The following is a 26,771-nucleotide window of genomic DNA, read 5'->3' on the forward strand; positions in this document are numbered from 1 at the left end:
CTGCTCAAGCCGCTTATCTCGTTATTCGGCGTATCGTGGCTGGCCCTAAACCGCAACTCTCATATAAAAAAAGCGAGATTTAGGAAATATAACCTCCCAAATCTCGCATTCTTGGCATTACCGCCCTAACAAATCTAACGAGATCGAATTGGTAGATCCGTTCATCTCCGGCGTGCCATAGGCCGGTTCAATCGTCAGCTCCAGGCTGTCGCCGTAACCCAGCGTCTTATCCTTGACGTAGAGATGCGCCCGGTTGTTGTGATATTGCAGCAACCCTAGGCTGTCGCGCGCTCCTTCCTTCACGATCCAGACGCGAACCATCTGTCCTTTATCCGGAACGAGCCCGCCGACCAGCATCAGCATCTCTCGCGTACCTGCATTGTACCACACCATGCCGTTCTCCGGCTCCATGCGGCCCATAGCGATGGGATAAGAGATGGTATCCGGCTTGGACAGGACCGGCAGCGCTTCGGGCTCATAGGTTTGCACATAGCGATCCCAGCTGGCGGCCGGCTGGTTTAAGTGATCGATGACAACCCCCATGCCGACCAGGACGAGCAGCATGGCCGCCAGCGATACCGTCCACTTCCAACGAACCGTGAACAGCCTTAGCGCTCTGCGGCGCCAGCCAATCCATCTGACCCGGTTCCGCAGACTGCGCCGGATCCGCACGGAAGGGGCAAGATCTGCCCATAGGTCCAGACGCGGCACGGAAGGAGGAACGATTTGCTGATACCGTTGTGATTGCGATTGTTCCGGATCTGCCGCCGGATATGGAGGTAACGCCCGGTTGCCTGGGGCCGATCCGCTCACTAGCTCCGACATGTCCTGCAGTTTCAGTTGCTCTGCCATCACCGTAGTCCCCGAATGCTCCGGTTGCTTCAGCTCCGGCATTGAACCGTCCTCGTTCGCAAGGCCAAGGACGCTTTCCCAATACGTTTTCTGCTCTAGGCAGATTTTACAGTGATTCAGGTGCATCGCCATTTCAGAGTGCCTTGGTTCCTCCAGCGTTCCTAGCAACCAATCAATCCACTCCTGCTCGGTGTACATCCGAATGCAGACTTTCTCATTGCCTGGGCCGCCGATGTTGCCTACCTTATCGCTGTTTTGCCCGTTCATGCTCGTTCCCTCCTTCCAGCGTTTCTCCCCAACCTTGCTTCTCCAGCTGCTTGCGCAAATTGTTCAGTCCGTATCGTACCCAAGACTTTACGGTGCCGATCGGAACGCTCCAAGCTTCGGCCATTTCGCGTTGAGTTTGCAAGGCGAAGTAAGAGCCCATAATCGCCTTCTTCTGCGTCTCCGGCAGCGTATAGATCGCTGTGCGGAGCGCTTCCCGCTCCAGCCGGGACAAGACTTCGTTCTCGCCGGAGTTGTCTTCGTCCACCGCATCCCGGCGCAGCGCCTCATCGCCCGGATACTTCAGCCGCGCCTTGCGCCGCAATCGGTCGAGACTGCGGCTGCGGGTCATCACCGCCAGCCAGGCTTTGATGGACCCGCGCGACGGGTCATAATCATGCCCCCGCCGCAACACCTCCAAAAACACCTCATGGCATATATCTTCGGCCTCCATCCGCTCCCCTACCAGACGGCCGGCCACCTGCATGACAAAAGGAGAATAACAGGCATAGAACGCATCAAATGCACGGACCGAACCGTTGCACATCTCTCGAAGCTGCCTGGTCATCTCTTCATTTTGCAGGTCCATACTTGTCCCTCCCGCAAAATTTCTCCTCTTCTTACCTCCCGTTTTATCAAAAATGAATTCGCTTGAAAACCCCAAAAAAATTTCTAATAATCCATAAATCCAAAACGAGGTTTCGTGCGTACCCTTGATGAACATCATTATTTTTCTTAGGGGGTACAAAAGATGCTTCAAACCTATCGAAAAGCAGCCTTGATGCTGCTCATTCTGGTCACGACCCTAAGCGGTGCCTTAACCGGGGTCGGCAAAGCCTCGGCGGCGGGCTCGTTGGAGCTCTTTACGCCATATTTGGAATGGTCCGCTGCACCGGGCGAATCTGTGTCGTATTCGATTGACCTTATCAACCATGGCGGCAGTACGGCTTCGGCCAATCTATCGCTGGAGACGCAAAGCAAGGATTGGAAATATGAGCTCACCGCCGGCGGACGCGAGATTTCCAAGTTGGCTGTAAAAGCCGGTGAAACGCAATCCTTCACCCTGGATCTTGAGGTTCCGCTGCAAATTAACAAAGGCCGGTACGTGTTTAATCTGAAAGCAGATGATGCAACGCTGCCGCTGGTCGTGAACGTCTCCGAGCAAGGGACCTTCAAAACCGAACTGACCTTGGATCAAGCGAACATGGAGGGCCATTCGGACTCCACGTTTACGTACAGTGCAGTACTGCGCAACCGAACAACGCAGAAGCAGACCTACGCCTTCAGCGCGCAAGCCGATCAAGGCTGGGATGTTCGCTTCAAAGCGGACGGCAACAGCGTCACTTCGGTTGAAGTAGAACCTAACACCGAGAAGTCGATTACGATTGAGGTGAAGCCGCCGGAGCAAATCAAAGCCGGCACGTATGAAATTCCGATTTCGGCTACAAGCGGGGACACCACAGCTAACGCCAAAATCGAAGCGGTCGTGACGGGAACGTACGACATGAAATTTTCGACGGTAGATGACCGGCTGAGCGCAGATGTTGGAGCAGGCTCCGAACGCAAACTGACCTTCGTCGTCCAAAATACCGGCTCTGCTGAGCTGCAGGATCTCTCCTTCTCTTCGGCCGCTCCGACGGATTGGGAGGTGTCCTTCGAGCCTTCCTCGATCACCTCGATCGCGCCGGGTGAAAGCAAGCAGGTTCAAGCTACCATTAAATCCAGCAAAAAATCGCTCCCAGGGGACTACGTCGTCAGTCTGACTGCCTCCTCCGCGAACAAAAGCGCGAACGCTGATCTGCGGGTTACCGTCAAATCGTCCGTATTATGGGGATGGGTGGGGGTTCTCATCATACTGGCCGTTTGCGGAGGCATCTATTACCTGTTCCGGAAATATGGGAGAAGATAATCCATGGTTACGGAAACCGGCATGACACCTACCCCATCGGCTGCTGGTGAACGTCCGGTCATTGAACTCGTGCAGCTGACGAAGAAATACGGAGAAGCCACCGCTGTTGACCATCTGAACTTAAGCATCGCTCGCGGAGAAATCTTTGGACTGCTTGGCCCCAATGGCGCGGGAAAAACAACAACCATCCTGATGATGCTGGGGCTGACCGAGCCCACCTCGGGACAGGCGCGGATTTGCGGCTTTGACCCGACGCGCGAGGCGCTGAAGGTGAAGCGGAAGGTTGGCTATCTGCCTGATGATGTCGGGTTCTACGAGGATCGGACAGCGCTGGATAATCTCGTGTATACCGCAAGGCTGAACGGCGTATCGGAGCAAGAAGCCTTGCAGCGCGCCAAAGCCCTGTTGGAGAAAACCGGGCTTGCGGACAACGCCGGCAAGAAAGTCGGCGCGTTCTCCCGCGGGATGCGGCAACGGTTAGGTCTGGCGGACGTCCTCATCAAAAATCCGGAGGTCATCATCCTCGACGAACCGACGCTGGGGATTGACCCGGAAGGGGTGCGGGAGCTGCTCGCCCTCATCTCTTCGCTCAGCCGCGACGAGAAGCTGACGGTGCTGCTGTCCTCGCACCATCTGCATCAAGTGCAGCAAATTTGCGACCGGGTTGGCCTTTTCGTCCAAGGCAAGTTAATTGCCTGCGGTGACATCCGCACCTTGTCCAAGCAGTTGGATGCGGACGGTAACGTCTATATAGAGGTTGGCGCCAAAGGCTGGACGGAGGAGTTAGCTCGCAACATCTCTGGCATTGAGGGGGTCCGTGACATCCGTTACCCGCAGCAAGGAGACGACGAGCTCGAACGCGGCGTAACTGCAACGGTCGTATGCGAACGGGACCTGACCGCCCAAATTGCTGAGGCCGTAATTCAGAAGGACGCAGAGCTGGTGTACATCCGTCGTAAGGAATACGGACTTGACGATATTTACCATCGCTATTTTGAAAAAAGGGGTGAGTCATGATGCAGCCAAACAAAACTGCAGCCAGCCGTTCTTTCAAAGAGCAACTGCGCCTGGATGAGTGGCGGGAACGGGCACGCAAGCTGTGGACAGAGCTCCGTCCCGGCGGAGAAGGGAATCCGCCGCGGGAGCGCTCGTCTTCCTCTTTTTGGGTGATGGTTCAGAAGGAGATCGGCGACCACTTGAGCAGCTGGCGCTTTGGAATCCTGATGGGCATCATCGTACTGGCCTGCATCGGCTCGATCTATTCCGCTGTCTCGGCGATTCGTTCGGGCGGCAGTTCCGCTAGCGGCGGGGCCGGCGATACGTTCCTGTTCCTAAAGATGTATACCTTAACCAGTTCTGCACTGGCGGTTCCCTCTTTTTCTACTTTCTTATCCTGGTTGGGACCGCTGATCGGAATCACGTTAGGGTTCGACGCCGTCAATTCCGAACGGAACAAAGGCACATTGGGGCGCCTGCTGTCGCAGCCGATCTACCGCGATGACTTCATCAAGGCCAAATTCGTTTCCGCTTTGGTGATCATTGCGGTCGTGGTCTTCTCGCTGGGGCTGCTGGTGATGGGACTCGGGTTGTTTACGATCGGATATCCGCCAACTCCAGAGGAATTCGCCCGCATCCTGATCTTCCTGCTGATTGCGGTGGTCTACATCGGCTTCTGGCTTTGCTTGTCGATCCTGTTCTCCATCCGCTTCCGGCAGGCAGCCACCTCAGCGCTGTCGTCCATCGCCATCTGGCTGTTCTTTACGATCTTCTACGGCATGATCATCAATATGATCGACAGCGCGACGGCCGTGTCGCAAATGGCGGCACCGGATGCGCAGCTGCGGCAGATGAACCTCGTGCTGACGTTGAATCGCCTGTCCCCGACAGAGTTGTTCTCGGAGACGATCTCGACAATGCTCTCCCCTGGCGTTCGCGCCTTGGGGCCGCTGACGATGGATCAGCTTGTCGGGGCGATCGCCAGCCCGCTGTCGCTGGGCCAGAGCCTGCTGTTGATCTGGCCGCAGCTGACCGGTCTGCTGGCCGCCACTATGATCTGCTTTGGCCTGTCCTACGTCCTGTTCATGCGTCAGGAAGTTCGGTCGAGAGCCTAAAATACGAAGAAGCCGCTGATTCGATGGATCAGCGGCTTCTTTTGGGTTTCGTCGCGGTGATTCACTTGTCAAAATAGCGGTCATTTATGGCCTTATTTCGGCCTTAACCCCTTGTTGCGGGAAAATAAGGCCATTTTAGGGTCTTATTTTCGCCAGATAGTGCTTTGAAGGGGGATTTCGGCTCGTTTGGGGCAGAATAAGACCCTTTTTTACCGTTATATGCCCGATTCTTCGCTTAACATGAAAAATAAGGGTAAATGATACCCTTATCTCTCCTTACGATCTCGCTTGGCCCACGGATTCGCCCTTCACCAACGTCACGTACACCCGTTCATGCTCAACCGGCTCCCCGGCCAGTACCTTCAACAACTGCTCGGATGCCAACGCTCCCCACTTCCGTTTGGAATAGTCGATCGTCGCCAGACGCGGCACCGTATATTCGGCTAACTCGATATTATCGAAGCCAATAATGTGGATGTCTTTCCCGATCACATAATCGGTTTGTTTCACCGCATTGTAGAGGCCTATCGCCATTTCGTCGTTCAGGCAAAATACGCCCACCGGTGAGGTCGCGTCCCGAAGGATCTGCTCAGCCGCCCGTTCGCCGGCGTCCTTGTTGAAGTTCCCTTCAATTTCGGTCAGCTCCACCCCGTCGAAACGAGCAACCGTCTGCTTTACTGCTTTTAACCGCTGCTTCGAGTCGTAGGAACCTTTGGGCCCTGTAACGACATACAGCTTGCGGTGCCCCAACTCGATCAAGTGCTCGACCGCCAAGGTCGCTCCCGCCTTGTTATCCAGCAGAACCTGGTTAATGTTCGGGTGGTTGAGCTCGCGGTCGAGCACCACGATTTTATGCCCAATGTCAGCGTATTTGAGCAGCTCCTGACTGGAGAACGTGGCATCCAAAATAATCGCCCCGTCGACCATCCGTTCAGGCAGCAGTCGATGGGACTGCTTGCCGCTGCATACGACCATGTCGTACCCTTTTTGATTCAGCACTTCTTTGACGCCTTGCAACAAGTCGCCGTAGAAAGCGCCGCTGAAGTCGGTCAAATACACGCCGATGATCTTCGATTCACGGGTTTTTAAGGAACGTGCGGCAGCATTGGGCACATAATTCAGTTCTTCCGCGATCGCCAAAATTCTTGCGGTCGTCTCGTCGGTAATTTTCGGGCTTCCATTTAGAGCATAGGATACCGTGGAGATGGAGACTCCGGCTTTTTTGGCTATGTCCTTAATGCTTACCACAACATTACTCCCCTTAATTGGTAGTTCAAAAAGTGTTCTTCCCATCACGATGAGTTTCTTAGATGCAAACTCGACGTCGAATCTTGAATTCAGCCGGCCCTTCCGTTGCTCACGTAGGTTTTTCCTACGCTCCGCTACTCAGTCCCTAAGCTTCATCCAACCTTCTCGGTGCTGGAAACCCCACTTTTTGAACCTCTATTTTACTCGGTAGTTCAAAAAGTGTTCTTCCCATCACGATGAGTTTCTTAGATGCAAACTCGACGTCGAATCTTGAATTCAGCTTACATCCAGATTTCAACGACGTTATGATCATTCGACCCGAACGCCGCAAAATCCTGCCGGCCAATCCGAACGCCGCCGCTCCGGTAATATCCCGGATTCTCCCGAACCGGGATCTCTTGGCCGTTGATCCGCACCACGCGGCCCTGGCCTTTCAGGTGGTAGATGAACGTGGTGGGGATACCCATCCACGCAAATTTAAACCGCAGTCCATCTAAATGCGGCGGCAGCACAGGGTCAATGATTAGGTCCTCCCCTCGCACTCGAATGCCTAGGCAGTTGGAGATCAGCTGGTTCATATAGATTCCGGGGCCGCTGGAATAGATTCGCCAGCCGCCTTTCACCGGCACCTTCCCGCTCCGCAGCTCATCAAACCGCTCCTCCGCCTCGTAACGGGTGGAGAATTTGCCGTCCGAACTGCTGAAGTAGACGTTGCTTTGCCGCAGCTCCGCATTTGGCACGACATCCTTCAGCCCTACCGGGTTAATCTTGTGCAACCCGCTCCAAGCTTCCTCGGCTTTGCCCAGCTTCGCCATCGCTTCGATGAAGCGGATATGGGCATGGACGTACTGCAGTCCGATCTCACGCCCGAAGTTGGACGCCTGCTCCGCCCGCTTGAAGTGCGTGCTCACACCGCCTCGGTATTTGGCCGGCCGATCCATCAAGCGCACGCCATCCGGATGGTACAGCTTCTCTCTAATCACGCCGTAATGGGCTTCCGCCTGTTCCGCAGTGAGCAACTCGGCGATCATACTGCGAGTCATCGGCAGCAGGCGGTAATGAATTCCCGTTTTCGTATCCGATGGATGCAGCATTAGTTCGGCTTGGCCCGGTTGTTCCATATAGACGAAGCCCGGGATTACTTCGGTGCTCAGCATATACTTGTTAAAATCACGCTTGATGCCCTCCGCCAGCTCCGCAAGCTCCTCCGCCCAACTCGGTTCCTCTTCCGACAGCGCCTCCGCCAACTGACGGAACGTCTGGTACGTTAACGCCACCGTCCAGCTGCTGCTCATAAAGCGCTTGAGCTGGGCGTTCGCCGGTTGAAGCGTATCATCCCAATCCCCGTCGCCGTAGGAAGACAAGTAGGTGTCATGCAAGAAATGGCTGCGGATATAGCCAATTTCCTTCATCGCATGCTCGCGGATCGTCGCCGATGCAGCAGACGGTTCAAAGCTTCCTTTGACCGTATACGGAACCTTTTCATCCAGCAATCCATAGTCCCCGGTCGCCGTCAGATAATCACTTAGCACCTTCAGCGGCCAAACGATGATGTCGCCATGGCTCTCCTCTTGCTGAATCCGGAAGTACCGATCAAACATAAACCATTGCGGCCAATTGCCATCATCCTCATATTGGTGAGCATACACCGTCTTCAGGATGTCCTTGACCACCTCGTATTTTTGCGTCGCCAAAAAATATTCCGCCGGCCCCTGGCACACATCGCGGGTTCCCCAAGCGGCCCCGCCGTATTGCTCCAGCCCGTGAGGCACCGAGAAATGAACGAGCATATTGTGCGTATACCACCAGGCCAGCGTATTAAGCTTTTGCAGCTCCTGAGCTGCGGGTGCGGACACTTCCTCCAGCGATAACCGGAAACCGTTCATCACTTGGCTCAAAAACGCACGATACCGAACACTTTCTTCCTGGACTTCCTGAATCGCTGGCTGCGATTCCCCGCCGTGCAGCAGCCCTTGCACCGTCAGTGTCCAATGGCTGCTAGGCTCTATTTCCAACACCACCAGTGACGAGCTGCCCGGCGCGGCATCCGGAGCCAGCCGACGCTCATCAGCCACGCTAAAGCCCGTTCCCGTCACGTGCATCCGGTACGCCAGGTCCGGATAGACGGAAGCAGACAACGCTTCACGGTCGGCGCGGAACGTCAGCACTCCATTGTTTTGCTCCATAAGGAAAGATCGTTGGAACTCCACATCATTCATCACGATTTGGTTTGTCACCAAATAACGGTACGCTCGGCCGTTCTTAGACACGACGTTAAGCGCAAGTTCCGGGGAATCCGTTGCGGTATAGTTGGTGATGACGATTGTATCGTCCGCTAGTTTATAGGTCCAACGGGCATAGTTAAAGCCCATCTCAAACATCGACGGCATCGTCAGCAGCCGATACACTCCGTCCACTTCCACATAGATCCGTTGCCCGGACGCTTTGGAGACGTTCAGCGCGTTGCGTACGTTGGATACCCACTTGTGGAACGAGGTGTTGCCCACGACGACTTGGGAATTAAAGACGCCGTACATGTATGAAGTTGTCGTGATCACTTCGCTGCCCACCCGGTCGTTCCCGCCGGACATCAAGATGATGCCATGCGGACGCTCAACTCGAAGTTCTTTGGCCTTCAAAACGACATGCTCGTGCGTATCCGTAAAGAATGACAGCAGCTGCCCGTCATCCCGCTCCTCATGCTGACGATGCGGGAACGAAGCCTCGATTTCGGCCTCGTCCATCGGTAAACCCGACAACGGCTCGCCAATTTCCTTCGCCAAGGCTACGGAAGCTGCAGCCTCAACCGCATTTACAGGAGCGGCCTCGAATTCACGCCACGCATCTTCAATCAACTCCTGGAATTCCAGCGTCTCGATCGCTTCCGGATGATCCTCCCGCACCAGCCCGTAGAAGACAACCCGCGCTTGCCCACTCAGCACCTGACGACCTGTTTGAAGCGCCGCATACGCAAATTCGTATTGATATACTTCGTTCGCCAGCTCCTTGCGCATCAGCGCTTCAGGGTGATCCGTCTCTTTATAGGACAACCCAAAAAATTGAAAGCCATCGGTCGAAAATCCCGTTGCTCCAGTCAGCGCCCCTTGCTGCAGATATGGGAATTTCCCGCGCTGCGGCTGGTTTTGCCGCGAGCAGATGACCGCCCCTCGCCGTTCATGTTGAAAGACGGTATGGTCAATGTATTGTGACATATACGCTTCATTACTTCGCACCGCTCCCGGTTCGGCAAGCCCGATATCTTGGCCATAAACCACATCGACCTCAACCGTGGTTTGTCCCTCCAACCGAACATCCCAGAACCAAATTCCCCGGGAATCGAGTCTCAAAACGACCTCGTACTGAATCCCTTCGGCTTCCCCTTTCCAAACCGCACGATCCGCTCCGAAGCTCAGCCGACTGTTCGAGCGGATGCCGAGTAAGGGAATGGCCCGAATCCCTTCGGGATGATGCAGCCGTAAATACAGATTGTTCATCGAGCCTTCCACCGGGCCGGATAACAGCTGATTCATCAGGATGTCCCGATATTTCATTTCGTACAGATCGCCGCTGTTCCATAACGTAAAGGTCAAGTCCCCCGCACGAAGAACTTTCCTCGCCTCCGTTGCTGTCGTCATCCTTTCCACTCCTTTGATCCTTATGATGATTTCTATTTTTGCAAAATAAATCGCACGCCGGCAGCATCTCGGCTGTTGGGACCTACAAAGGCAATAAACTCGCCCGCATCGCTGCTGTAAGTCAAATCGCTGTGATGATATCGCAGCTGCGCCTCGTTGATGTCAAAAGTGACTTCCTGCGTTTCCCCGGGCTGCAACAAGATTTTGCGAAATCCCTTCAGCTCCTTGACCGGTCGAACCACATCCCCCGCGATATCGCGGATATAGAGTTGTACGGTTTCCTCAGCAGCTGCCGATCCGGTATTCGTCACCTTCACCTTGATGCTTAGCGACTGCTTAGGTGTCATCACCGTTGTCGACAGTTCCGGCTCGCCATATTCGAATGTGGTGTAGCTTAGACCGAATCCAAACGGGAATAAAGGCTCGTTTGGCATGTCCAGATATTGCGAAACGTATCTGATCTGAGCATCTGGCGCTCCCTTCGGACGCCCGGTGTTGAAGTGGTTGTAGTACACAGGAATTTGCCCTGCAGCATAGGGAAAAGACATCGACAACCGTCCCGACGGCTGCACGTCTCCATACAACAGGTCGGTGATCGCGTGGCCGCCTTCGCTGCCCGGGAACCACGCTTCCAGCACGGCATGGGCGCGATCCGCTACGCCGTGAAGGTCCAGCGGCCGGCCGTTAAACAACACCGCCGCCATCGGTTTGCCCAGCTCAGCCAGGCGCTCGATCAGCGCCAGCTGCACCTGCGGCAGCCGGATATCTCCCCGGCTTCCTGCCTCACCGCTCATTTCCGAGCTTTCGCCTAAGGCCAGCACGATCACATCGGCGCGAGCCGCTGCGGCCACCGCTTCCTCAAGCTGCCGCTCATCGCCTTCCTCGATACCGCATCCCTCTGCTACAACGATACGGCTTGCGCCTGCCTTCGCGACAAGGCCGTCATAGAGCCGAACCGCCGCTTCCATTGACCCCTGCCAGGACCACGGCCCAAGAATGTCGCCGCTTTGCGCGAACGGGCCAATCAACGCGATGGACTGATCCCGCCGCAGCGGCAGCACACCGTCGTTTTTGAGCAGAACGCAGGATTTGGTTGCCAGCTCACGGGCAGCGGCCCGGTGTTCGTCACAGAAGACGATCTCCGCTTCCCGCTTCGGATCTGCACCGCGATAAGGATTGTCAAACAGCCCCAGCTTCTCTTTAAGTTGCAGGATCCGCAGCACGGCTTCATCAATCCGTCTTTCCTCAACCACCCCGGTCTTCACCAGCTCCGTCAAGTGCTTCATATAACAGGTGGTCATCATCTCGATGTCGATGCCCGCTTCGATTGAGCGGCGAGCCGCTTCCTTCTCGTCAGCTGCAGCTCCGTGCGGGATCAATTCCTTGACTGCGCCCCAATCCGAGATGATCACGCCGTTAAAGCCCCATTCCTCGCGAAGCAGCTGACGTAACAAGCGCCGATTGCCGGTTGCCGGAATGCCATCCACCGTATTAAACGACGCCATGACCATTTCGCAGCCCTCTTCCAACGCGGCCTTGTAAGCCGGCAGATAAGTCTCGCGCAGCTGCCGTTCCGACATATCGACGGTGTTATAATCCCGTCCGCCTTCAGCCGCGCCATAGGCGGCGAAATGCTTCACGCAGGCAGCCACCCGGCTGGTATCGTTCCGCAAATCACGTCCCTGGAAGCCGCGGACAAACGCCCGAGCAAATTCGCTGTTGAGGTATGGATCTTCGCCCGTCGATTCCATGACCCGCCCCCACCGGGGATCGCGCACCAGGTCGACCATCGGGGCAAACGTAACGTGAACCCCTGACACGGCGGCTTCTCTCGCAGCAATCTCAGCGCTTCGCTCCGCCAGAGACAAATCCCAAGAACAGCCGATGGCCAGCGGTACGGGGAAGATCGTTTTAAAGCCGTGGACGATATCGGCCATCATCAATAGTGGAATGCCTAATCGGTTCTTCTTCAAATGCGCCTGCTGCACGTTGATTGCTTCCTGCGCCCCGGATAATCCGAGAACCGAGCCTGTGTTTCGCACCGTCTCCTCGGTTACGCCCAGCTCCTGCATCGGACCCGTGATTTCCCCTTCCGTCTGAGCTCCTTCAAAGAACGGGACGGCAAGCTGCAGCAACTGGTCAACCTTCTCCTCCAGGGTCATCTGCTTCAGGTAATTCTCTATGGGTTGTTGTGTCATGGGTTCCCCACCTTTTTCGGTATAAAGATTATGGTTAATAGCATATCGGTGAAACGTTTCGATTATTTGAATAGTTGGATTATATATCGAATCAAAAAATCCGTCAATTTTCATAGAAGGCGATTTCATAATTTATAGAAACGTTTCAATAAAGTCATTTTAACAAACTGAGCATCAGGTAATGATCCGAAAAAAAGATATTGAATACGATTACAATCTGTTTTATAATTAGTCGAAACGTTTCACTTGGTTCTGATTTTCTAGGAATCAGGTTTATATTTTTCAAAATCGAAACGTTTCACCTGTTTATGGTCGCGCAACTGGCGACATCAACTTTGTTATTTCAAGGGGACTCATTTCGATACTTGAGAAGGAGGTGTTGCTGTCCTCAAGGCCGGCTCATCTGTTTTGCATAAAAAAGTTAAATAATGTCTCATATTACTTACAGCTATTATTTTCAGAAAGGACGATCCTTATGTGGAAAAAAACAGCAACTACCCTCATTGCCAGCTCACTGGTGCTCGCTAGCCTTCTTGCTGGCTGCGGATCGAAAGATAACGCTGCGAATGGCGGGAATGGGGCCGCAAACGGCGGCGACAAACAAGTGCAAATTAGCGTATGGGCGATGGGCGACGAAGCGAAATCGCTGCCGCAAATCGCGGATGACTTCATGAAGGAGAATCCCAACATTAAGGTGGATGTTCAAGCCCTGCCTTGGTCGAATGCGCATGACAAGCTGCTGACCGCCGTCGCTTCGAAGAAAGGTCCGGACGTTATTCAAATGGGGACAACCTGGATTCCAGAGTTTGCGAATGCCGGCGCGCTCATGGATCTGACTTCCGTGGTGGACAAGTATCCGGAATTTAAAGAGGATCAATTTTATTCGGGTGCCGTAAACACAACGAAATATGACGGTAAAATCGTGGGGATTCCGTGGTATACCGAGACCCGCGTCCTCTTCTACCGCACGGACCTGCTGAAAGAAGTTGGCTATGACCAACCACCAAAAACATGGGATGAACTTCGCGATGCAGCAAAGAAGCTGGCGGACCGCGGCAACGGGAAGTACGGGATTAGCATTGATATGAACGAACAATCGCTGGCGTTTATGTTCGCCCGTCAGAACGGCTCCAAGCTGCTCGACGACCAGAACAAGCCGCTGTTTAACCAGCCGGAGTTCGTGGAAGCGGTAGAATACTTGAACGGATTCTTTAAAGACGGTTCCGCACCGATTGACCTTGGATTGGACCCTGTTCAAGGGCTGAGCGGCGAGGGTGTTGTTCCGATGTTCATCAGCGGCCCTTGGATGATTAACTCGATCAAGACGCAAGCTCCGGATCTGGAAGGCAAATGGGCGGTCGCTCCGCTGCCAGCGAAGAAGAACAACATTTCCGCGTTGGGCGGCTCCGATCTGTCGGTATTCCAATACACGAAACATCAAGACGAAGCTTTGAAATTCATTCAATACATGAGCAAGCCGGAAACACAAATCAAATGGATGCAGCTCACCAAATCGCTGCCAACCAACTTGAAGGCTTGGGAAGATCCGTCCCTCAAAGACGATCCAAACTATCAAGCGTTGCAAGAGCAGCTGGAGCATTCCGAGCCGATGCCGTTGCTCACCACTTGGGAGCAAATTGCTCAAACTTATCTGAAGAGCTTTGAACGTATCGTTCGCGGCGGTGCGGATGTCCAGAAAGAAATGGATGCCTTCAACGCCGAAGCTGAGAAAATCCTCAGTAAGTAAGCGAAAGCAATACCCAACCGCCTATAGCCTGCCGGGAGCTTTGTCTTCCCGGCGGGCAGAGGTGGTGACGTTAGCTTAGACGCGCTGAATAAAGGAAGTGATCCGAGATGAAAGGCTTATCGCAGAAAAATGCACCTTACCTGTTCATTGCGCCGACCTTGATTTTGCTGGCGCTCTTTTCGCTGCTTCCGATCGCCATTGCACTGGTGATCAGCTTCACCGATATGGATTTAGCCGGGCTGGCTGACCTCTCCAACATCAGCTTTGTTGGTTTTGATAATTATAAGGAAGTGCTGCTGGACCCTTCGTTTCGAAAGTCCATCTTGAACACGCTATTTTACGTTATTATCGGCGTACCGCTCGTTATCATCATTTCCCTGATGATCGCCTTGCTGATCAATTTCGGTAAGGCCCGTATTTTCAAGGCGTTTCGGGTCATCTTCTATATGCCGTCGGTCACCAACGTCGTGGCGGTAGCCGTCGTATGGAGCTACCTGTACAACCCGTCGCTGGGACTGCTTAACTATATTTTGAATTCGCTGGGGTTCGGGTCTGTCCCTTGGCTGCAAGATCCGGTCATGGCGAAAATCTCGCTGATTATCCTGGCCGTATGGCGGGCAATTGGCTTAAATATGATTATTTTCATCGCTGCGATCAAAGGCATCTCGAAAACGTATTATGAAGCGGCGCAAATCGACGGGGCCAGCAACTGGCGGCAGACCTGGTCGATTACGATTCCGCTGCTGCGCTTCGCCATCTTCTTTGTGTCCATCACCACGATGATTGGCTGGCTGCAGTTCTTCGAGGAACCTTTTGTCATGACCAAAGGCGGTCCGCTGGATGGCACGATCTCCGTAGCTTTGTTTATTTATAACAACGGCTTTCAATTCAGCAAATTTGGATATGCTGCGGCAGGCTCCTTTATTCTGTTCTTCGCGATTATCCTGATCACGCTGATTCAATTCAAATTTCAAAACAAGGAAGCGGATGTCTGATGTCATCCCGGGAGGTGTACACATATGCAAACCAGAACCTCGGGCGATAAAGCGCTGCAATGGCTGGTCGGAATTCTGCTCGGTGTGATGGGCCTGCTGATGCTGCTGCCATTCGTCTGGATGATCCTGTCGTCATTTAAACCGGAAAGCGAAGTAGCGCAAATCCCGCCTACCCTATGGCCCCACCAGTTCACGCTGGAGAACTTCCAAGAACTGTTTGAGAACATGCGGTTTGGTGTCTATTTGCGAAATACGTTAATCATTGTTGTCTTCTCCTTCCTGGGCCTGTTCCTGAACGCCCTGGCCGGCTTTGCTTTCGCGAAGTATAAGTTTAAGGGGCGGGACGGTCTGTTCTATCTCGTCTTGGCCACCATGATGATTCCCGGACAGGTCACGATGATTCCGGTCTATCTGATCCTGAACATGATGGGCTTAACTAACACCATGGTTGGGATTGTACTACCGGGCTTAGTCGGAGCCTTCGGCATCTTCTTGTTCCGCCAGTTCATGTCGACGATTCCCGACGAGCTGATGGAAGCTACCCGTCTGGACGGCGCCGGCGAATTCCGCATTTTCGTACAGATCGCTTTGCCGATTTCCAAGTCAATCCTGGCGGTTCAAGGCATCCTGACCTTTATCGCCGGTTGGAACAGCTTCCTCTGGCCGCTGATCATCGCGAACGACGAGAGCCTGTATACCTTGTCGGTGGGCCTGCAGTTGCTTAAGGGCCAGTACGGAGGCGATTACGCCTTGCAGATGGCGGGCTCCGCATTTATGGTCGTTCCGATCATCATCATCTTCATCATCTTCCAAAAACATATTATCGAAAACTATTCGATTTCCGGTATGAAATAACAACTAAAGGGCTGTATCGTGGAAAGCCGCAGACGCTTTCCTTGATACAGCCCTTTAGGTTTAAATGATCACGCTGAGCGGTTCGCGCTTCAACGGATTCTCCAGAATCCAGCTCCGTTCGTCGTCAAACAGATAAGCGCGGTGCACCAACACGCGTACTTCTTGTCCGGCCTTCAACGTTTCCTTCTCCAGCGAACGGAAGGTCGTCAGTGTATGTCCGCCCACCTCGACCTCCACCAGCCATTCGCTGCCGCGGAAGTGGAGATGCTTCACCACTCCGGGGGCGGTTGCGGAGAGTAGCGTAAACTCATGCTCGTTCCCCACTTCAATGTACTCTGGACGAATCAACGCTTTGGTCGCCGGCCCTCCGCATTCTTCCTCGAAGCCCTTCAGATCGGCGGCACGCTCCACCAGCGTGGATTGGCCAATAAACGAGGCGACAAATGGGGTCTGCGGCTCTTTATAAATATCCCAAGGCGTCCCTTTCTGCTCCAGCTGGCCTTGGTTAATGATCATAATCTCATCAGCAACTTCAATCGCTTCATCTTGGTCATGGGTAACGAAGATGGAGGTGATGCCCACCTGCTCGATCAGCTCACGCAGCCACGACCGCAGTTCCTGACGGATCTTCGCATCGATCGCCGCAAACGGTTCGTCCAGCAGCAAGAGCTGCGGCTGCGGCGCCAAGGCCCGGGCAAAGGCGACCCGTTGTCGCTGCCCGCCGGACAGCTGATGCGGATAGCGGTTCTCGAATCCACTCAGCCCGGTCAGCTGAACCAGCTCCATCACCCGCTCCCGTATTTCTGCCTTCGGGACTTTCTTCACCTGCAACCCAAAAGCGATATTATCGAATACGGTCATATGCTTGAACAGGGCATAGCTCTGGAAGACAAAGCCGATTCCGCGATCCTGCGGCTTTAACTCATTCACCCGCTGTCCATCGAACAGGATCTCCCCTTCATCCGGCTGCTCCAAACCCGCGAGCATGCGAAGAATGGACGTTTTACCGCCGCCGCTCGGCCCCAGCAAGCCGATGAGTTGCCCCTTTTCGATGCCAAAACTCACATCTCGAACGGCATGGAAGCTGCCAAAATGCTTGTTTAAATTCCGCACTTCTACATGCATGCCAAACCCCACATCCTTTCCAATTTCGAAAGCCCAAGTCAAGTTACTGCCGTTCTTCTCATTGCTGCCCGAATCCGTATCATCATTCGTTAAATTCTGATAAATTTACTTGGATTAATATTAAGAATAGATTACCAAAGCTCAGGCATTTCGTCAATCTGAAAAAAAGTATCAGCTTACCGCGAAACACGGCTGTTTTCACCATTCCCTCAAACAAAAAAACCGGCAAATCCCGATGAACTTCAACTCGGATTGCCGGTTTTGTCAATTAGTGTTATAAAGTATTGATGCTATACTGGTGTAATTGGATAAAGTGCGAAGTGAAAACAAAAACGCCTTATGACGTTACACGGTAAACACTGTGGCTTAACAACTTTACGTGGGCGACAGCAGCCGGCTTAATCTCTTCAAAGGTCAGCCGATCTTGGATGTAGTAAGAGATAAATCCATGCATACCCAAAAACATACTGAGCGGAAGAGACGGATGCTTCTCCAGCGGATGCTTCTCTTCCTGCAGAAAACTGCGAATAAGCGACTCGAACATATTAAAACATTTAGCTTGTTCGTTGCGACAGTATGCTAGGATTTCCTCATCCCTGAGCATAAACATGATTTCATATTGGTGCGGATGCTCCAAGCCAAATTTAATAAATTCCAGCATGAGCTGCTCCGCCTTGGTCAGCCCGTCGGCTGGGGGGCGTTTTGTCACTTGCTCGCACAGGTGGGTAAGCGACTCGAAATCTTTTACAACGATGGCGTAAAATAATTCGGCCTTTTCCTTGAAGTGATAATATAGCGAGCCGTGGCTGTATCCCAAATGCTGACCGATGCTCCTCATGGATATTCCGCGGTACCCTTTGGTAATGAACAAATGACGGGCCGCTTCCATAATTCTTTCTCTCGACAACTCCTGATCAACTGCTCTTCTTGCCATAGGCATTATTCCCCTTCAATAAAATAAACCTTGTCACCTTCCGTCATCACGGCCTGACCACCCGTCAAATCAGTCATCCAATCCATGAAGGCGTTTACCTCCGGATGAAGCGGCAGACAGCATAATGTCACTTTATCCGCGAACTCCGTCTCTCCCGTACGGATGCCGCGGTTACGCAGTTCATTTTCCACTTTGCCCAGCCAGGTGTAATCCAGCTCAACAAACACTTCTTGGTGTAATACGCGGGTAATGACTTCACCTGCTTCAAGCGCTGCAACAGCTCCGTCGGTGTACGCACGGATAAGGCCGCCCGCCCCTAGCATGATCCCGCCAAAATACCGGGTTACGACGATTGCAACGTTCTTGAGGCCCTGGTTTTTGATCACCTCCAAAATCGGCTTGCCGGCCGTACCACTAGGCTCTCCATCGTCGGATTGCTTCTGGATCTCGTCCCGTTCCCCAATCATATATGCGGAACAGTTGTGTGTCGCGTTCCAGTGTTTCTTCTTGATTTCCTCGATAAACTGGATTGCTTCAGCTTCGGTTTCCACCGGCTTCACATGTCCGATGAACCTTGATTTCTTGATGACGATTTCCTTCTCTCCGGATTGCCTGACCGTCTTGTACTTTTCTAGCATATGAGACCATCCTTATGAATGTGCCAAGAAGCAGCTCCTCCGGAACTTGCCGGTGAACTGCTTCTGGCGCTGATAAACATTTAATCGAAATGACGTAGATTACTTGGAAAGACGTGCTTCGAGTTCGGCCTTTTCCTTCTCGTACCCCGGTTTGCCAAGGAGCGCAAACATGTTCTTCTTATACGCTTCGACGCCCGGTTGGTCGAACGGATTTACGCCAAGCAGGTATCCGCTGATACCGCAGGCTTTTTCAAAGAAGTACACCAGGTAACCAAAGGAGTACGGCGTCAAATCCGGCACATTAACAACCAAGTTTGGAACTTGACCGTCTGTATGCGCCAGCAGCGTACCTTGGAACGCCTTCTTGTTCACGAAGTCCAGCGTTTTGCCAGCCAAGAAGTTCAACCCGTCCAAATCCGCAGGATCGGATTCAATCGTGATGTGGCTAGGCACCTCGGTTACTTGGATGACCGTTTCAAAGATATTCCGGTTGCCCTCTTGGATAAATTGACCCATGGAGTGCAAGTCGGTGGAGAAATCAACCGATGCCGGATAAATCCCTTTGTAGTCCTTACCTTCACTTTCACCATACAGCTGCTTCCACCATTCCGATACATAGTGGAGGGAAGGCTCGTAGTTTACGAGAATTTCTGTAACTTTCCCTTTCCGGTACAGCGCGTTCCGGACAGCTGCATATTGATAGCTCATGTTCTCAGCTAAGTTCGGGTTGCTGAATTCCTTCTGTGCATCGGCAGCCCCTTGCATCATTTCTTCAATATTAATACCTGCTGTCGCAATCGGCAACAGGCCAACCGCAGTTAATACGGAATAACGTCCGCCAACGTCATCCGGAATGACAAAGGTTTCGTAACCTTCTTCGGTAGCCAGCTTCTTCAGCGCGCCTCTTGCTTTGTCGGTCGTCGCGTAAATGCGTTTACGCGCTTCTTCCTTGCCGTACTTCTTCTCCAAGGCTGCACGGAAAATACGGAAAGCAATCGCCGGCTCCGTAGTTGTCCCCGATTTGGAGATAACGTTCACGGAAAAATCCTTGCCTTCGATCAGTTCAAGCAAGTGATTTACGTAAGTGGAGCTGATGTTGTTCCCGGCAAAATAAATTTCCGGCGTCTTACGCTTGTCCTTCGGCAAAAGGTTATAGAACGAATGGGACAGCGATTCAATAGCGGCGCGTGCCCCCAAGTAAGAGCCGCCGATCCCGATGACGATCAGAACGTCGGAATCGCTTTGGATTTTGGCCGCGGCCTTCTGGATACGAGCGAATTCTTCTTTATCATAATCGGTCGGCAGGTTGATCCAACCCAAGAAATCGGAACCTGCTCCGGTGCCATTATGTAATTGCTCATGAGCGACGCGAACAGGCTCGGCGAAATAATCGATCTCATGTTGCCCAACAAATTGCAGGGCGTTGCTGTAGTCAAAAGTCACTTTTTTGGACATAGCTGATACTCTCCTCTTTCTAATATTTATCATACTGGCCCTATCCAAGAGGAAACGTTCAATATCTGCTGGTAGCTGCAATCTGGTAAATATATCCGGGCTGAACGCCCCCTCAAATAACTTAAACCTAGGATACTGTAATTTCCCAGCGATGACAAGGGCACAATATACAGGTTTCCACAACCCGTGCTAAAATAATTAAATGATGTTCAATTTTTATGGAAGTTGGTGACGAACTTGAAATCAATCGGATTTATCGGCCTCGGGACGATGGGTGCACCGATGGCTTCGAACCTGCTTCGTGCAGGTTATCCTGTAACTGTATATAACCGGACCGCCTCTAAAGCGGCGCCGTTAACCGAATTGGGTGCTACTGTAGCTGCTTCACCACAGGAAGCTGCCGCTGGAGCGGACGTTGTCATTACGATGGTCAGCAATGATGATTCCATTATCGAAGTCTACGAAGGGGATAACGGTGTCTTAGCCGGAATTCGGTCTGGAACCACGGTCATCGACTGCTCCACCATCTCACCAGCGCTCGTCCAACGTCTGGCTAAGCAGATTGCTGCACTTGGCGGCTCGTTCCTTGACGCCCCGGTCACCGGGAGCTCACCAGCCGCCATCGACGGCACGCTCGTCTTTATGGTCGGCGGCTCAGCGGAAACACTGTCGCAAGTAACGGATCTATTCGATACGATGGGCAAAAAAGTGCTGCACATGGGCGACAACGGCAGCGGCGCCGTCGCCAAGCTGGCCCATAACACGATCGTTGGCATCAACAACCTGGCGCTGGCCGAAGGCTTTGCCATCGCGGCCAAGTCCGGTCTGCCAGCCGACCGATTCCTGGAGCTCGTACAGCTGGGCTCCGCCGGCAGTAAAGCCGCCGAACTCAAAGGCCGCAAAATCATCGAACATGATTTTACGAATCAGTTCTCGCTGGCGTTGATGCTCAAAGATTTGAAGCTCGCGTCTTCGTTAACCGACGGCTCCGGCATCCCTGCCCCGATGCTGAATCTGGCCAAGAGCCTGTTCCAAGCGGGGCAAACCCAAGGCTTCGGCGACGAGGATCTCTCCTCCATCGTCAAAGTGTATGAAGCCTGGATCGGCAAGCAAATCGGCGAATAATCGACCGCCGGTTCGAACAGAAGAGGAACATAAAGGCAGGTTCAGCGATTGTAATTATTTCGCTGATACCTGCCTTTTTGGTTATCCTGCCAAAGGGTGGCTTACGCCTCGGCTCCCGCCCCGTAAGAGCAGCAGTAATCCGTCACGCTGCGCACCTCCAGCTTGAAGGAAGACTTGGCGGGAACGGTGAACGTTCCACGCCCGCTAATTTCGCGCCACAGCGTTTCGCCTGGAAGCAGTACCTTCAGGTCCCCGGACAAGATGTCCATCACTTCCAGCGAATCCGTGCCGAATTCGTACTCGCCAGGGAGCATGATCCCCAGCGTCAGTTTGTTTCCGTCAGGAAGCCATACGGTCCGGCTCGTGACTTTGCCGTCGAAATAAATGTTAGCTTGCTTATCTACAGTCACATTTTGCAGTTGCTGGGTCACGTTCCCCTCTCCCTTCCATCTCCTAACAAGAAGTCGTTCACCAAGCCGGCCTTAACCTGACTTGGTGAACTTACACATCCATTATTTCAATTGAGCTTTCACATGGCTTACGACATTCTCAACCGTAAAGCCGTACTCTGCGATCACTTTGTCGCCAGGCGCGGATGCCCCGAACTTGTCGATGCCGATGACCGAGCCTTTCTCGCCGACAAAACGTTCCCATCCAAAAGGATGTGCCATTTCTACAGCTACACGGGCTTTGACATCCGGCAGGATGACGGAGTCCTTGTAAGCTTGATCTTGCTTGTCAAACAGATCCCAGCTTGGCAAGCTGATGACACGAACATGGATGCCTTCTTCAGCCAAGGCTGCTTGCGCTTTGACGGCCAGTTGAACTTCAGAGCCTGTCGCGATGATCTGAGCCACCGGCTTGCCGTCCTTCGCATCGGATACAACGTATCCGCCGCGTTTCACGCCTTCGCGTGCTTTTTCAGCCGTGCTTTCCAGGATCGGCAGGTTTTGACGCGTCAGCACCAGAGCTACCGGATTCGCTTTATTTTCTACGGCATAAGCCCATGCTGCGGACGTTTCGTTCGCGTCTGCCGGACGGATGACCGTCAAGCCAGGGATGATGCGCAGGGAAGCCAATTGTTCGATCGGCTCATGCGTTGGGCCGTCTTCGCCAACCGCGATACTATCATGCGTCAGCACGTAAGTTACCGGCAGCTTCATCAGAGCGGACAAACGTACAGCTGGACGCAGGTAGTCAGTGAACACGAAGAACGTACCGCCGAATACTTTCAAACCGCCGTGCAGCATGATCCCGTTCATCGCTGCAGCCATGCCGAACTCGCGTACGCCGAAGTACAGGTTGCGGCCGTCGCGGGTTTCCGGCGTATACATTGCCAGATCGTTCAGATGAGTCATCGTCGAGCTTTCCAGGTCAGCGGAGCCGCCCAGCAGCTGAGGCACGTTCGGAGCCAGTCCGTTCAGTGCGTTACCGGAAGCAACGCGAGTCGAAACGGCTTTGTCCGACGGGCTGTATTTCGGCAGCTTCGCATCCCAGCCGGATGGCAGGTCGCCGGCAATCGCGCGCTCGAATTGAGCCGCCAGCTCTGGATATTGTGCTTTATATTGCTTGAACGTTTCTTGCCAAGCTTGATATGCCGCGATACCGCGTTCTTTGACTTTAGCAAAATGCTCGCGCACTTCTTGCGGCACATAGAAGTCTTCTTCATAAACCCATTTATAGTTCTCTTTCGTCAGCTTCGCTTCTTCAGGTCCCAGCGGGGAGCCGTGCGTACCGCCGTGGCCGCCTTTCCCTTGCTTGTTCGGGCTGCCGTAGCCGATGATCGTCTTCACTTCGATCAGCGTTGGGCGTTCGGTGTCACGTTTCGCTTCTTCGATCGCCGCTTCGATTGCAGCCAGATCGTTGCCGTCTTCGACACGCAGCGTTTGCCAGCCGTAAGCTTCAAAGCGTTGACGTACATTTTCCGAGAAGCTGAGGTTCAGCTTACCGTCCAGCGAGATATCGTTGGAGTCATACAGGAAGATCAATTTGCCCAGCTTCAGGTGACCGGCAAGCGACGCTGCTTCGCTGGCTACGCCTTCCATCAAGTCGCCGTCGCCGCAGATGCCGTACGTATAGTGGTCGATGACTTTCAGATCGCCTTTATTGTAGGTCGCAGCCAGTTGCGTTTCGGCAAGCGCCATCCCCACGGCCATCGCCAAACCTTGGCCCAGCGGACCGGTGGTTGCATCAACGCCGGCAGTGTGACCATACTCTGGATGGCCTGGCGTTTTGCTGCCCCATTGACGGAACTGCTTGATTTCTTCCATCGGAAGGTCATAACCGCACAGGTGCAGCAAGCTGTACAGCAGCATGGAACCATGACCAGCGGACAAAACAAAACGGTCGCGGTTGATCCAGGTTGGTTCATCTGGATTGTGGACCATCGTTTTGGCGAACAATTGATAACCCATCGGAGCAGAGCCCATCGGCATGCCCGGATGACCGGATTTCGCTTTTTCGATCGCGTCGATCGCCAGCGTACGAATTGTGGTGATCGAGAGATTGTCGATCGAATTGTTGTCTGTAAGTGGCATTCGTGTTTCCTCCTTAATGATGAAAAAAGTCTTGAAACTCATGAAACCTTAACGCTGCAATTACAAAACAATCATTTTGAAAAAATCATTTTGACTTTATCTATTGTAGCACTTCCTTCTCGCCTTTTCCATACCATTATTCCATTATTCCCAAACCTTCTTACACGAATGATATTTTTTGTGATGATGATGATGAAATACTTTGAGCCCAACCAATTTCCTGCCCGCATGACCACCACCACCACGGAGTTTATCGATGCCGACTGTCTGCTGATGATCGACGGGATTGCCTACCGGGGAGCATAATCATCGCAAAAAAACCGGCCACCCTGACGATTCATCTGGGTGGCCGGCTTCATTTTTTGTGGAGATTGCACGGCGGGTTAGTTAAACACTACCGTTTTATTTTGATGCACCAAAATTCGGTCTTCGATATGCCATTTCACTGCCCGAGCCAACACAACCCGTTCGATGGTGCGGCCGATGCGTTTCAGCTCGCTGACATCGTCCCGGTGGCTGACACGCTGCACGTCTTGCTCAATGATTGGCCCGCCGTCCAGCTCCTCGGTCACGTAGTGCGCAGTCGCACCAATGATCTTCACCCCGCGCTGATACGCTTGGGCATACGGTTTCCCGCCGACAAATGCGGGCAAGAACGAATGATGGATATTGATGAGACGATTGCGATACGGCTCGATCAAGGCCGGAGAGAGAATTTGCATGTATCTTGCCAACACGATCAGGTCAACTTTGCCGCCAACGATCTCAAGTTGCTTTTGCTCCGCTTCGTGTTTGGTTTCCGGCGTTACGGGGATATGGTAATACGGAATCCCAAACGACTCGACGTACTCCTTCATATCCGGATGGTTGCTCACCACCATGGAGATTTCAGCGTCCAGGTCGCCGGCCTGCCACTGCCAGAGCAGCTCAACGAGGCAATGATCCTCCTTCGATACGAAGATGGCCAGCTTCTTCTTGCGGCTGAGCTGATAGATGTTCCATTGCATCTTAAACTGTGAAGCGATCGCTTCAAAATCGCTCTTGAGCGCGTCGATCCGCCCGTCCAATCCGTCCAAATCAAACTCGATTCGCATAAAAAACATCCCGCCCTCGGGGTCCATCGTATATTGGTCCGATTGCACGATATTCGCTCCATGCTCATACAGGAAGCGGGATACGGCCGCAACGATCCCTGGTCCGTCCGGACAGGAAATCAACATGCGCGCGCGATTGCTTTCATGAGGCTTCACGGGTTGTCCGCCCGTTTTGACATGTGTATCCATTGTTCTTCTGATCCCCTTGCTTCTTGTGTTATCTATATCTTATTTACCGCTGGCGAACCAGGCCACCAGGCGATGGTTGATCTGTTCTTCCGTCAAATCCGGGAACAAGCTGGCTTCGACGGTGAGGTCGTACAGGCGCTCCATCGGTTCACGCGGGTCCGCTTTTTTCGCTTTGGCGTCATTTTTGAGCAAATTCCACGTGTCTAACACATAGGAACGCGAATGGATGTCCTGCTTGGCGAAGAAGTCAGCCAACCGCTCCACATCGTTCAGGAAGCCATCGCCAAACCGTTCGGCAACGTTTCCGCGCAGCAGAGCGATTTCAACCTCGTACATCGGGCGTTGCGTCTTCGCATCCTTCCCAACCCAAGGTGTCTCCAGAATGAACGGCCGGCCTTGCAGCGCCTCATGGTGCACAACGCGGTTGATCGCTTCGAATCCGATCCAGCCGGAGCCGATCGGCGTATGGCGGTCTTTGGCCGCGCCTACCGGATTTTTGCTGTCATTGATATGCACGACTTCAATCCGCTTAAGTCCAATCGTGTCATCGAACTTCTTCAATACCCCGTCCAAATCATTGACAATATCGTACCCCGCGTCATGGATATGGCAGGTATCGAGGCAGATCGTTAACCGCTCATTGTGTTGAACTTTATCAATGATCTGCGCAATCTCTTCGAAGCTCCGGCCAACCTCGGTGCCTTTGCCGGCCATCGTTTCCAGGGCAATGCACACATCCGTTTCGTTCGTGCCGTTTAGAACTTCGTTTAATCCCTCAGCAATGCGGTTCACCCCGTATTCGGCATCCTTGTCCGTAAAAGCGCCGGGATGAAGCACGATATTACGTACACCCAGCGCATGCGTCCGGCGGATTTCCTCCTGCAGGAAGTCAACTGCCAGCTGATAGGTGTTCGATTTATAAGAACCTAAATTGATAATATAAGGCGCATGGACGACGATTTCGCCGATTCCGGCTTGCTCCATCGCCGCTTTGCCTTCTTCAATATTCATCGATTCAATCGGTTTACGCCGCGTGTTTTGCGGTGCCCCCGTGTATATCATGAACGAGCTGGAGCCGTAGCTTACCGCCTCGGCCGTAGCGCTGGGCAGACCCTTGTCCGAGAACGAAACATGGGAACCAATTTTCAACAAAGTGTTTTCCCCCTTTTGGACAATAAATCGCTAAACAAACCTATTTTAGCTTGAATGCTGAAATAAATAAAGAAATAAGGTATAATTTAGCTGATTATCTTCGATTTAAAAAGAATTAATTTCTACTATTCATAATAGCTGAATTTTTCGCGAAAAGCGAAATCCGTTCTGAGGTGATAAATGTGCTGCAAACGTTCGGTTACATATTAAGCGCCCAAGGCCCTAACCGCTGGTTTATGAACAGCATTGCGTTCTGGGGCTTCGTGCTGCTCGGCATGATGGCGATCGGCGGATATTTTATGTTCCGCAAATTCCTGAAGGTGCTCCCGAAGGCCGACGGCATGTCGAAGCTGGACTGGCAGAACTATTGGGTGGAGAAGAGCCGCCCTCTCTGGACCGAGGAGGCCAAGGCGTTCCTGGATCGGTTGGTTGAGCCGGTTCCCGGGCCGTTCCGGGATATCGCCAAGCATTCGATTGCTGCCGAGATCGGCAAAATCGCGGTGCAGGAGAACGCCTCTGAGGTTACGCAAGAGCACTGCATCCGAGGTTATATCATCGCGACGCCAAAGCGGGATAACAAGTTCCTCGTCAAGTTTTTGGAGAAGAATCAGATCGATTATCGCCCTTACCAACATTTAATGAACAAGTAACGTCTACCCCGCAAAATCACATCCGGCACCTTGTCTTGTACCAGGTTGCTGGATGTTT

Annotated in this window: 21 protein-coding genes; 8 read left to right on the top strand and 13 right to left on the bottom strand. The window is 53.0% G+C overall.

All coding sequences use genetic code 11. The features are described from left to right. Window positions 1-117 precede the first annotated feature (117 nt). Together C812_RS12770 and C812_RS12775 are read right to left on the bottom strand one after the other, a co-directional pair. The gene (locus tag C812_RS12770) at window positions 118-1,119 is read right to left on the bottom strand and encodes an anti-sigma factor (protein WP_016313067.1); all 1,002 of its coding nucleotides are present in this window, start codon (window positions 1,117-1,119) and stop codon (window positions 118-120) included. Continuing rightward, window positions 1,097-1,705, bottom strand: a complete 609-nt coding sequence (locus C812_RS12775; protein WP_016313068.1) for an RNA polymerase sigma factor — start codon at window positions 1,703-1,705, stop codon at window positions 1,097-1,099. The genes C812_RS12770 and C812_RS12775 overlap by 23 nt, the downstream gene beginning before the upstream one ends. A gap of 162 nt (window positions 1,706-1,867) precedes the next feature. Here C812_RS12775 and C812_RS12780 point away from each other — a divergent pair, with 162 nt between their 5' ends. Genes C812_RS12780 through C812_RS12790 form a run of 3 tightly spaced genes read left to right on the top strand, consistent with a single transcriptional unit; the run spans window position 1,868 to window position 5,136 of the window. Then, window positions 1,868-3,025, top strand: coding sequence for a COG1470 family protein (locus tag C812_RS12780; protein WP_016313069.1), 1,158 nt, complete (start codon window positions 1,868-1,870; stop codon window positions 3,023-3,025). Window positions 3,026-3,028: 3 nt separating this feature from the next. After that, complete coding sequence (locus C812_RS12785; protein ID WP_016313070.1) at window positions 3,029-4,042, top strand: ABC transporter ATP-binding protein; 1,014 nt, start codon at window positions 3,029-3,031, stop codon at window positions 4,040-4,042. Next, window positions 4,039-5,136 (top strand): ABC transporter permease, encoded by a 1,098-nt coding sequence (locus C812_RS12790; protein ID WP_084770728.1) that lies wholly within the window; start codon window positions 4,039-4,041, stop codon window positions 5,134-5,136. The genes C812_RS12785 and C812_RS12790 overlap by 4 nt, the downstream gene beginning before the upstream one ends. Window positions 5,137-5,412: 276 nt before the next feature. On the opposite strand, the gene C812_RS12795 is transcribed toward C812_RS12790, so the two are convergent. The 3 genes from C812_RS12795 to C812_RS12805 all read right to left on the bottom strand — a co-directional run bounded on the left by C812_RS12795 (window position 5,413) and on the right by C812_RS12805 (window position 12,217). Next, window positions 5,413-6,384: a LacI family DNA-binding transcriptional regulator gene (locus tag C812_RS12795; protein ID WP_016313072.1), complete on the bottom strand. Its 972-nt coding sequence runs from the start codon at window positions 6,382-6,384 to the stop codon at window positions 5,413-5,415. Window positions 6,385-6,665: 281 nt separating this feature from the next. After that, a complete protein-coding gene (locus tag C812_RS12800) occupies window positions 6,666-10,019 on the bottom strand; it encodes a GH36-type glycosyl hydrolase domain-containing protein (protein ID WP_016313073.1) in 3,354 nt (1,117 codons plus the stop codon). Window positions 10,020-10,051: 32 nt separating this feature from the next. Further along, window positions 10,052-12,217: a glycoside hydrolase family 3 N-terminal domain-containing protein gene (locus tag C812_RS12805; RefSeq protein ID WP_016313074.1), complete on the bottom strand. Its 2,166-nt coding sequence runs from the start codon at window positions 12,215-12,217 to the stop codon at window positions 10,052-10,054. A gap of 475 nt (window positions 12,218-12,692) precedes the next feature. Here C812_RS12805 and C812_RS12810 point away from each other — a divergent pair, with 475 nt between their 5' ends. The 3 genes from C812_RS12810 (at window position 12,693) to C812_RS12820 (ending at window position 15,814) form a co-directional block, all read left to right on the top strand. After that, window positions 12,693-13,964, top strand: coding sequence for a sugar ABC transporter substrate-binding protein (locus tag C812_RS12810; RefSeq protein ID WP_016313075.1), 1,272 nt, complete (start codon window positions 12,693-12,695; stop codon window positions 13,962-13,964). Window positions 13,965-14,071: 107 nt separating this feature from the next. Next, window positions 14,072-14,959, top strand: a complete 888-nt coding sequence (locus tag C812_RS12815; RefSeq protein ID WP_016313076.1) for a carbohydrate ABC transporter permease — start codon at window positions 14,072-14,074, stop codon at window positions 14,957-14,959. Window positions 14,960-14,983: 24 nt separating this feature from the next. Beyond that, complete coding sequence (locus C812_RS12820) at window positions 14,984-15,814, top strand: carbohydrate ABC transporter permease (protein WP_016313077.1); 831 nt, start codon at window positions 14,984-14,986, stop codon at window positions 15,812-15,814. A 60-nt stretch (window positions 15,815-15,874) separates the two neighbouring features. On the opposite strand, the gene C812_RS12825 is transcribed toward C812_RS12820, so the two are convergent. The 4 genes from C812_RS12825 to C812_RS12840 form a co-directional block, all read right to left on the bottom strand. Continuing rightward, a complete protein-coding gene (locus tag C812_RS12825; protein ID WP_016313078.1) occupies window positions 15,875-16,939 on the bottom strand; it encodes a sulfate/molybdate ABC transporter ATP-binding protein in 1,065 nt (354 codons plus the stop codon). Window positions 16,940-17,276: 337 nt separating this feature from the next. Then, window positions 17,277-17,873 (bottom strand): TetR/AcrR family transcriptional regulator, encoded by a 597-nt coding sequence (locus C812_RS12830; RefSeq protein ID WP_016313079.1) that lies wholly within the window; start codon window positions 17,871-17,873, stop codon window positions 17,277-17,279. Window positions 17,874-17,878: 5 nt separating this feature from the next. Continuing rightward, on the bottom strand, window positions 17,879-18,511 hold the full coding sequence (locus C812_RS12835; protein WP_016313080.1) for a YigZ family protein: 633 nt from the start codon (window positions 18,509-18,511) through the stop codon (window positions 17,879-17,881). Between the two features lie 99 nt (window positions 18,512-18,610). After that, a complete protein-coding gene (locus C812_RS12840) occupies window positions 18,611-19,966 on the bottom strand; it encodes a glucose-6-phosphate isomerase (RefSeq protein WP_016313081.1) in 1,356 nt (451 codons plus the stop codon). Window positions 19,967-20,203: 237 nt separating this feature from the next. On the opposite strand from C812_RS12840, the gene C812_RS12845 reads away from it, so the two are divergent. Then, complete coding sequence (locus C812_RS12845; protein WP_036625137.1) at window positions 20,204-21,091, top strand: NAD(P)-dependent oxidoreductase; 888 nt, start codon at window positions 20,204-20,206, stop codon at window positions 21,089-21,091. Window positions 21,092-21,192: 101 nt separating this feature from the next. Here C812_RS12845 and ppnP read toward each other — a convergent pair whose 3' ends face one another. From ppnP to C812_RS12865, 4 genes are all read right to left on the bottom strand, one after another. Then, the gene (gene ppnP, locus C812_RS12850; protein WP_016313083.1) at window positions 21,193-21,522 is read right to left on the bottom strand and encodes a pyrimidine/purine nucleoside phosphorylase; all 330 of its coding nucleotides are present in this window, start codon (window positions 21,520-21,522) and stop codon (window positions 21,193-21,195) included. An 81-nt stretch (window positions 21,523-21,603) separates the two neighbouring features. Then, complete coding sequence (gene tkt, locus C812_RS12855) at window positions 21,604-23,628, bottom strand: transketolase (protein WP_016313084.1); 2,025 nt, start codon at window positions 23,626-23,628, stop codon at window positions 21,604-21,606. A 383-nt stretch (window positions 23,629-24,011) separates the two neighbouring features. After that, complete coding sequence (gene purU, locus C812_RS12860; RefSeq protein ID WP_016313085.1) at window positions 24,012-24,911, bottom strand: formyltetrahydrofolate deformylase; 900 nt, start codon at window positions 24,909-24,911, stop codon at window positions 24,012-24,014. Window positions 24,912-24,950: 39 nt separating this feature from the next. Continuing rightward, window positions 24,951-26,063 carry a deoxyribonuclease IV gene (locus C812_RS12865; RefSeq protein WP_016313086.1) on the bottom strand — a complete coding sequence of 371 codons (1,113 nt, stop codon included), beginning with the start codon at window positions 26,061-26,063 and terminating at the stop codon, window positions 24,951-24,953. 236 nt (window positions 26,064-26,299) lie between these two features. Here C812_RS12865 and C812_RS12870 point away from each other — a divergent pair, with 236 nt between their 5' ends. Next, entirely contained in the window at window positions 26,300-26,713 is a 414-nt protein-coding gene (locus C812_RS12870; protein WP_208855759.1) for a DUF2621 domain-containing protein, read from the top strand. The last annotated feature ends 58 nt before the right edge of the window (window positions 26,714-26,771 follow it).

This window comes from Paenibacillus barengoltzii G22 (genome assembly GCF_000403375.2).
In the GTDB taxonomy this organism is placed as follows: Bacteria; Bacillota; Bacilli; order Paenibacillales; family Paenibacillaceae; genus Fontibacillus; species Fontibacillus barengoltzii.

Excerpts from the sequence above, each read along its gene's own strand:
- purU (WP_016313085.1), bottom strand. The coding sequence starts at position 24,911 with ATGGATACACATGTCAAAACGGGCGGACAACCCGTGAAGCCTCATGAA.
- C812_RS12805 (WP_016313074.1), bottom strand. The coding sequence starts at position 12,217 with ATGACACAACAACCCATAGAGAATTACCTGAAGCAGATGACCCTGGAG.
- C812_RS12785 (WP_016313070.1), top strand. The coding sequence starts at position 3,029 with ATGGTTACGGAAACCGGCATGACACCTACCCCATCGGCTGCTGGTGAA.
- C812_RS12780 (WP_016313069.1), top strand. The coding sequence starts at position 1,868 with ATGCTTCAAACCTATCGAAAAGCAGCCTTGATGCTGCTCATTCTGGTC.
- C812_RS12825 (WP_016313078.1), bottom strand. The coding sequence starts at position 16,939 with ATGCATGTAGAAGTGCGGAATTTAAACAAGCATTTTGGCAGCTTCCAT.
- C812_RS12840 (WP_016313081.1), bottom strand. The coding sequence starts at position 19,966 with ATGTCCAAAAAAGTGACTTTTGACTACAGCAACGCCCTGCAATTTGTT.
- C812_RS12835 (WP_016313080.1), bottom strand. The coding sequence starts at position 18,511 with ATGCTAGAAAAGTACAAGACGGTCAGGCAATCCGGAGAGAAGGAAATC.
- tkt (WP_016313084.1), bottom strand. The coding sequence starts at position 23,628 with ATGCCACTTACAGACAACAATTCGATCGACAATCTCTCGATCACCACA.
- C812_RS12800 (WP_016313073.1), bottom strand. The coding sequence starts at position 10,019 with ATGACGACAGCAACGGAGGCGAGGAAAGTTCTTCGTGCGGGGGACTTG.
- C812_RS12815 (WP_016313076.1), top strand. The coding sequence starts at position 14,072 with ATGAAAGGCTTATCGCAGAAAAATGCACCTTACCTGTTCATTGCGCCG.
- C812_RS12790 (WP_084770728.1), top strand. The coding sequence starts at position 4,039 with ATGATGCAGCCAAACAAAACTGCAGCCAGCCGTTCTTTCAAAGAGCAA.
- C812_RS12820 (WP_016313077.1), top strand. The coding sequence starts at position 14,984 with ATGCAAACCAGAACCTCGGGCGATAAAGCGCTGCAATGGCTGGTCGGA.
- C812_RS12870 (WP_208855759.1), top strand. The coding sequence starts at position 26,300 with ATGAACAGCATTGCGTTCTGGGGCTTCGTGCTGCTCGGCATGATGGCG.
- C812_RS12830 (WP_016313079.1), bottom strand. The coding sequence starts at position 17,873 with ATGGCAAGAAGAGCAGTTGATCAGGAGTTGTCGAGAGAAAGAATTATG.
- C812_RS12775 (WP_016313068.1), bottom strand. The coding sequence starts at position 1,705 with ATGGACCTGCAAAATGAAGAGATGACCAGGCAGCTTCGAGAGATGTGC.
- C812_RS12810 (WP_016313075.1), top strand. The coding sequence starts at position 12,693 with ATGTGGAAAAAAACAGCAACTACCCTCATTGCCAGCTCACTGGTGCTC.
- C812_RS12770 (WP_016313067.1), bottom strand. The coding sequence starts at position 1,119 with ATGAACGGGCAAAACAGCGATAAGGTAGGCAACATCGGCGGCCCAGGC.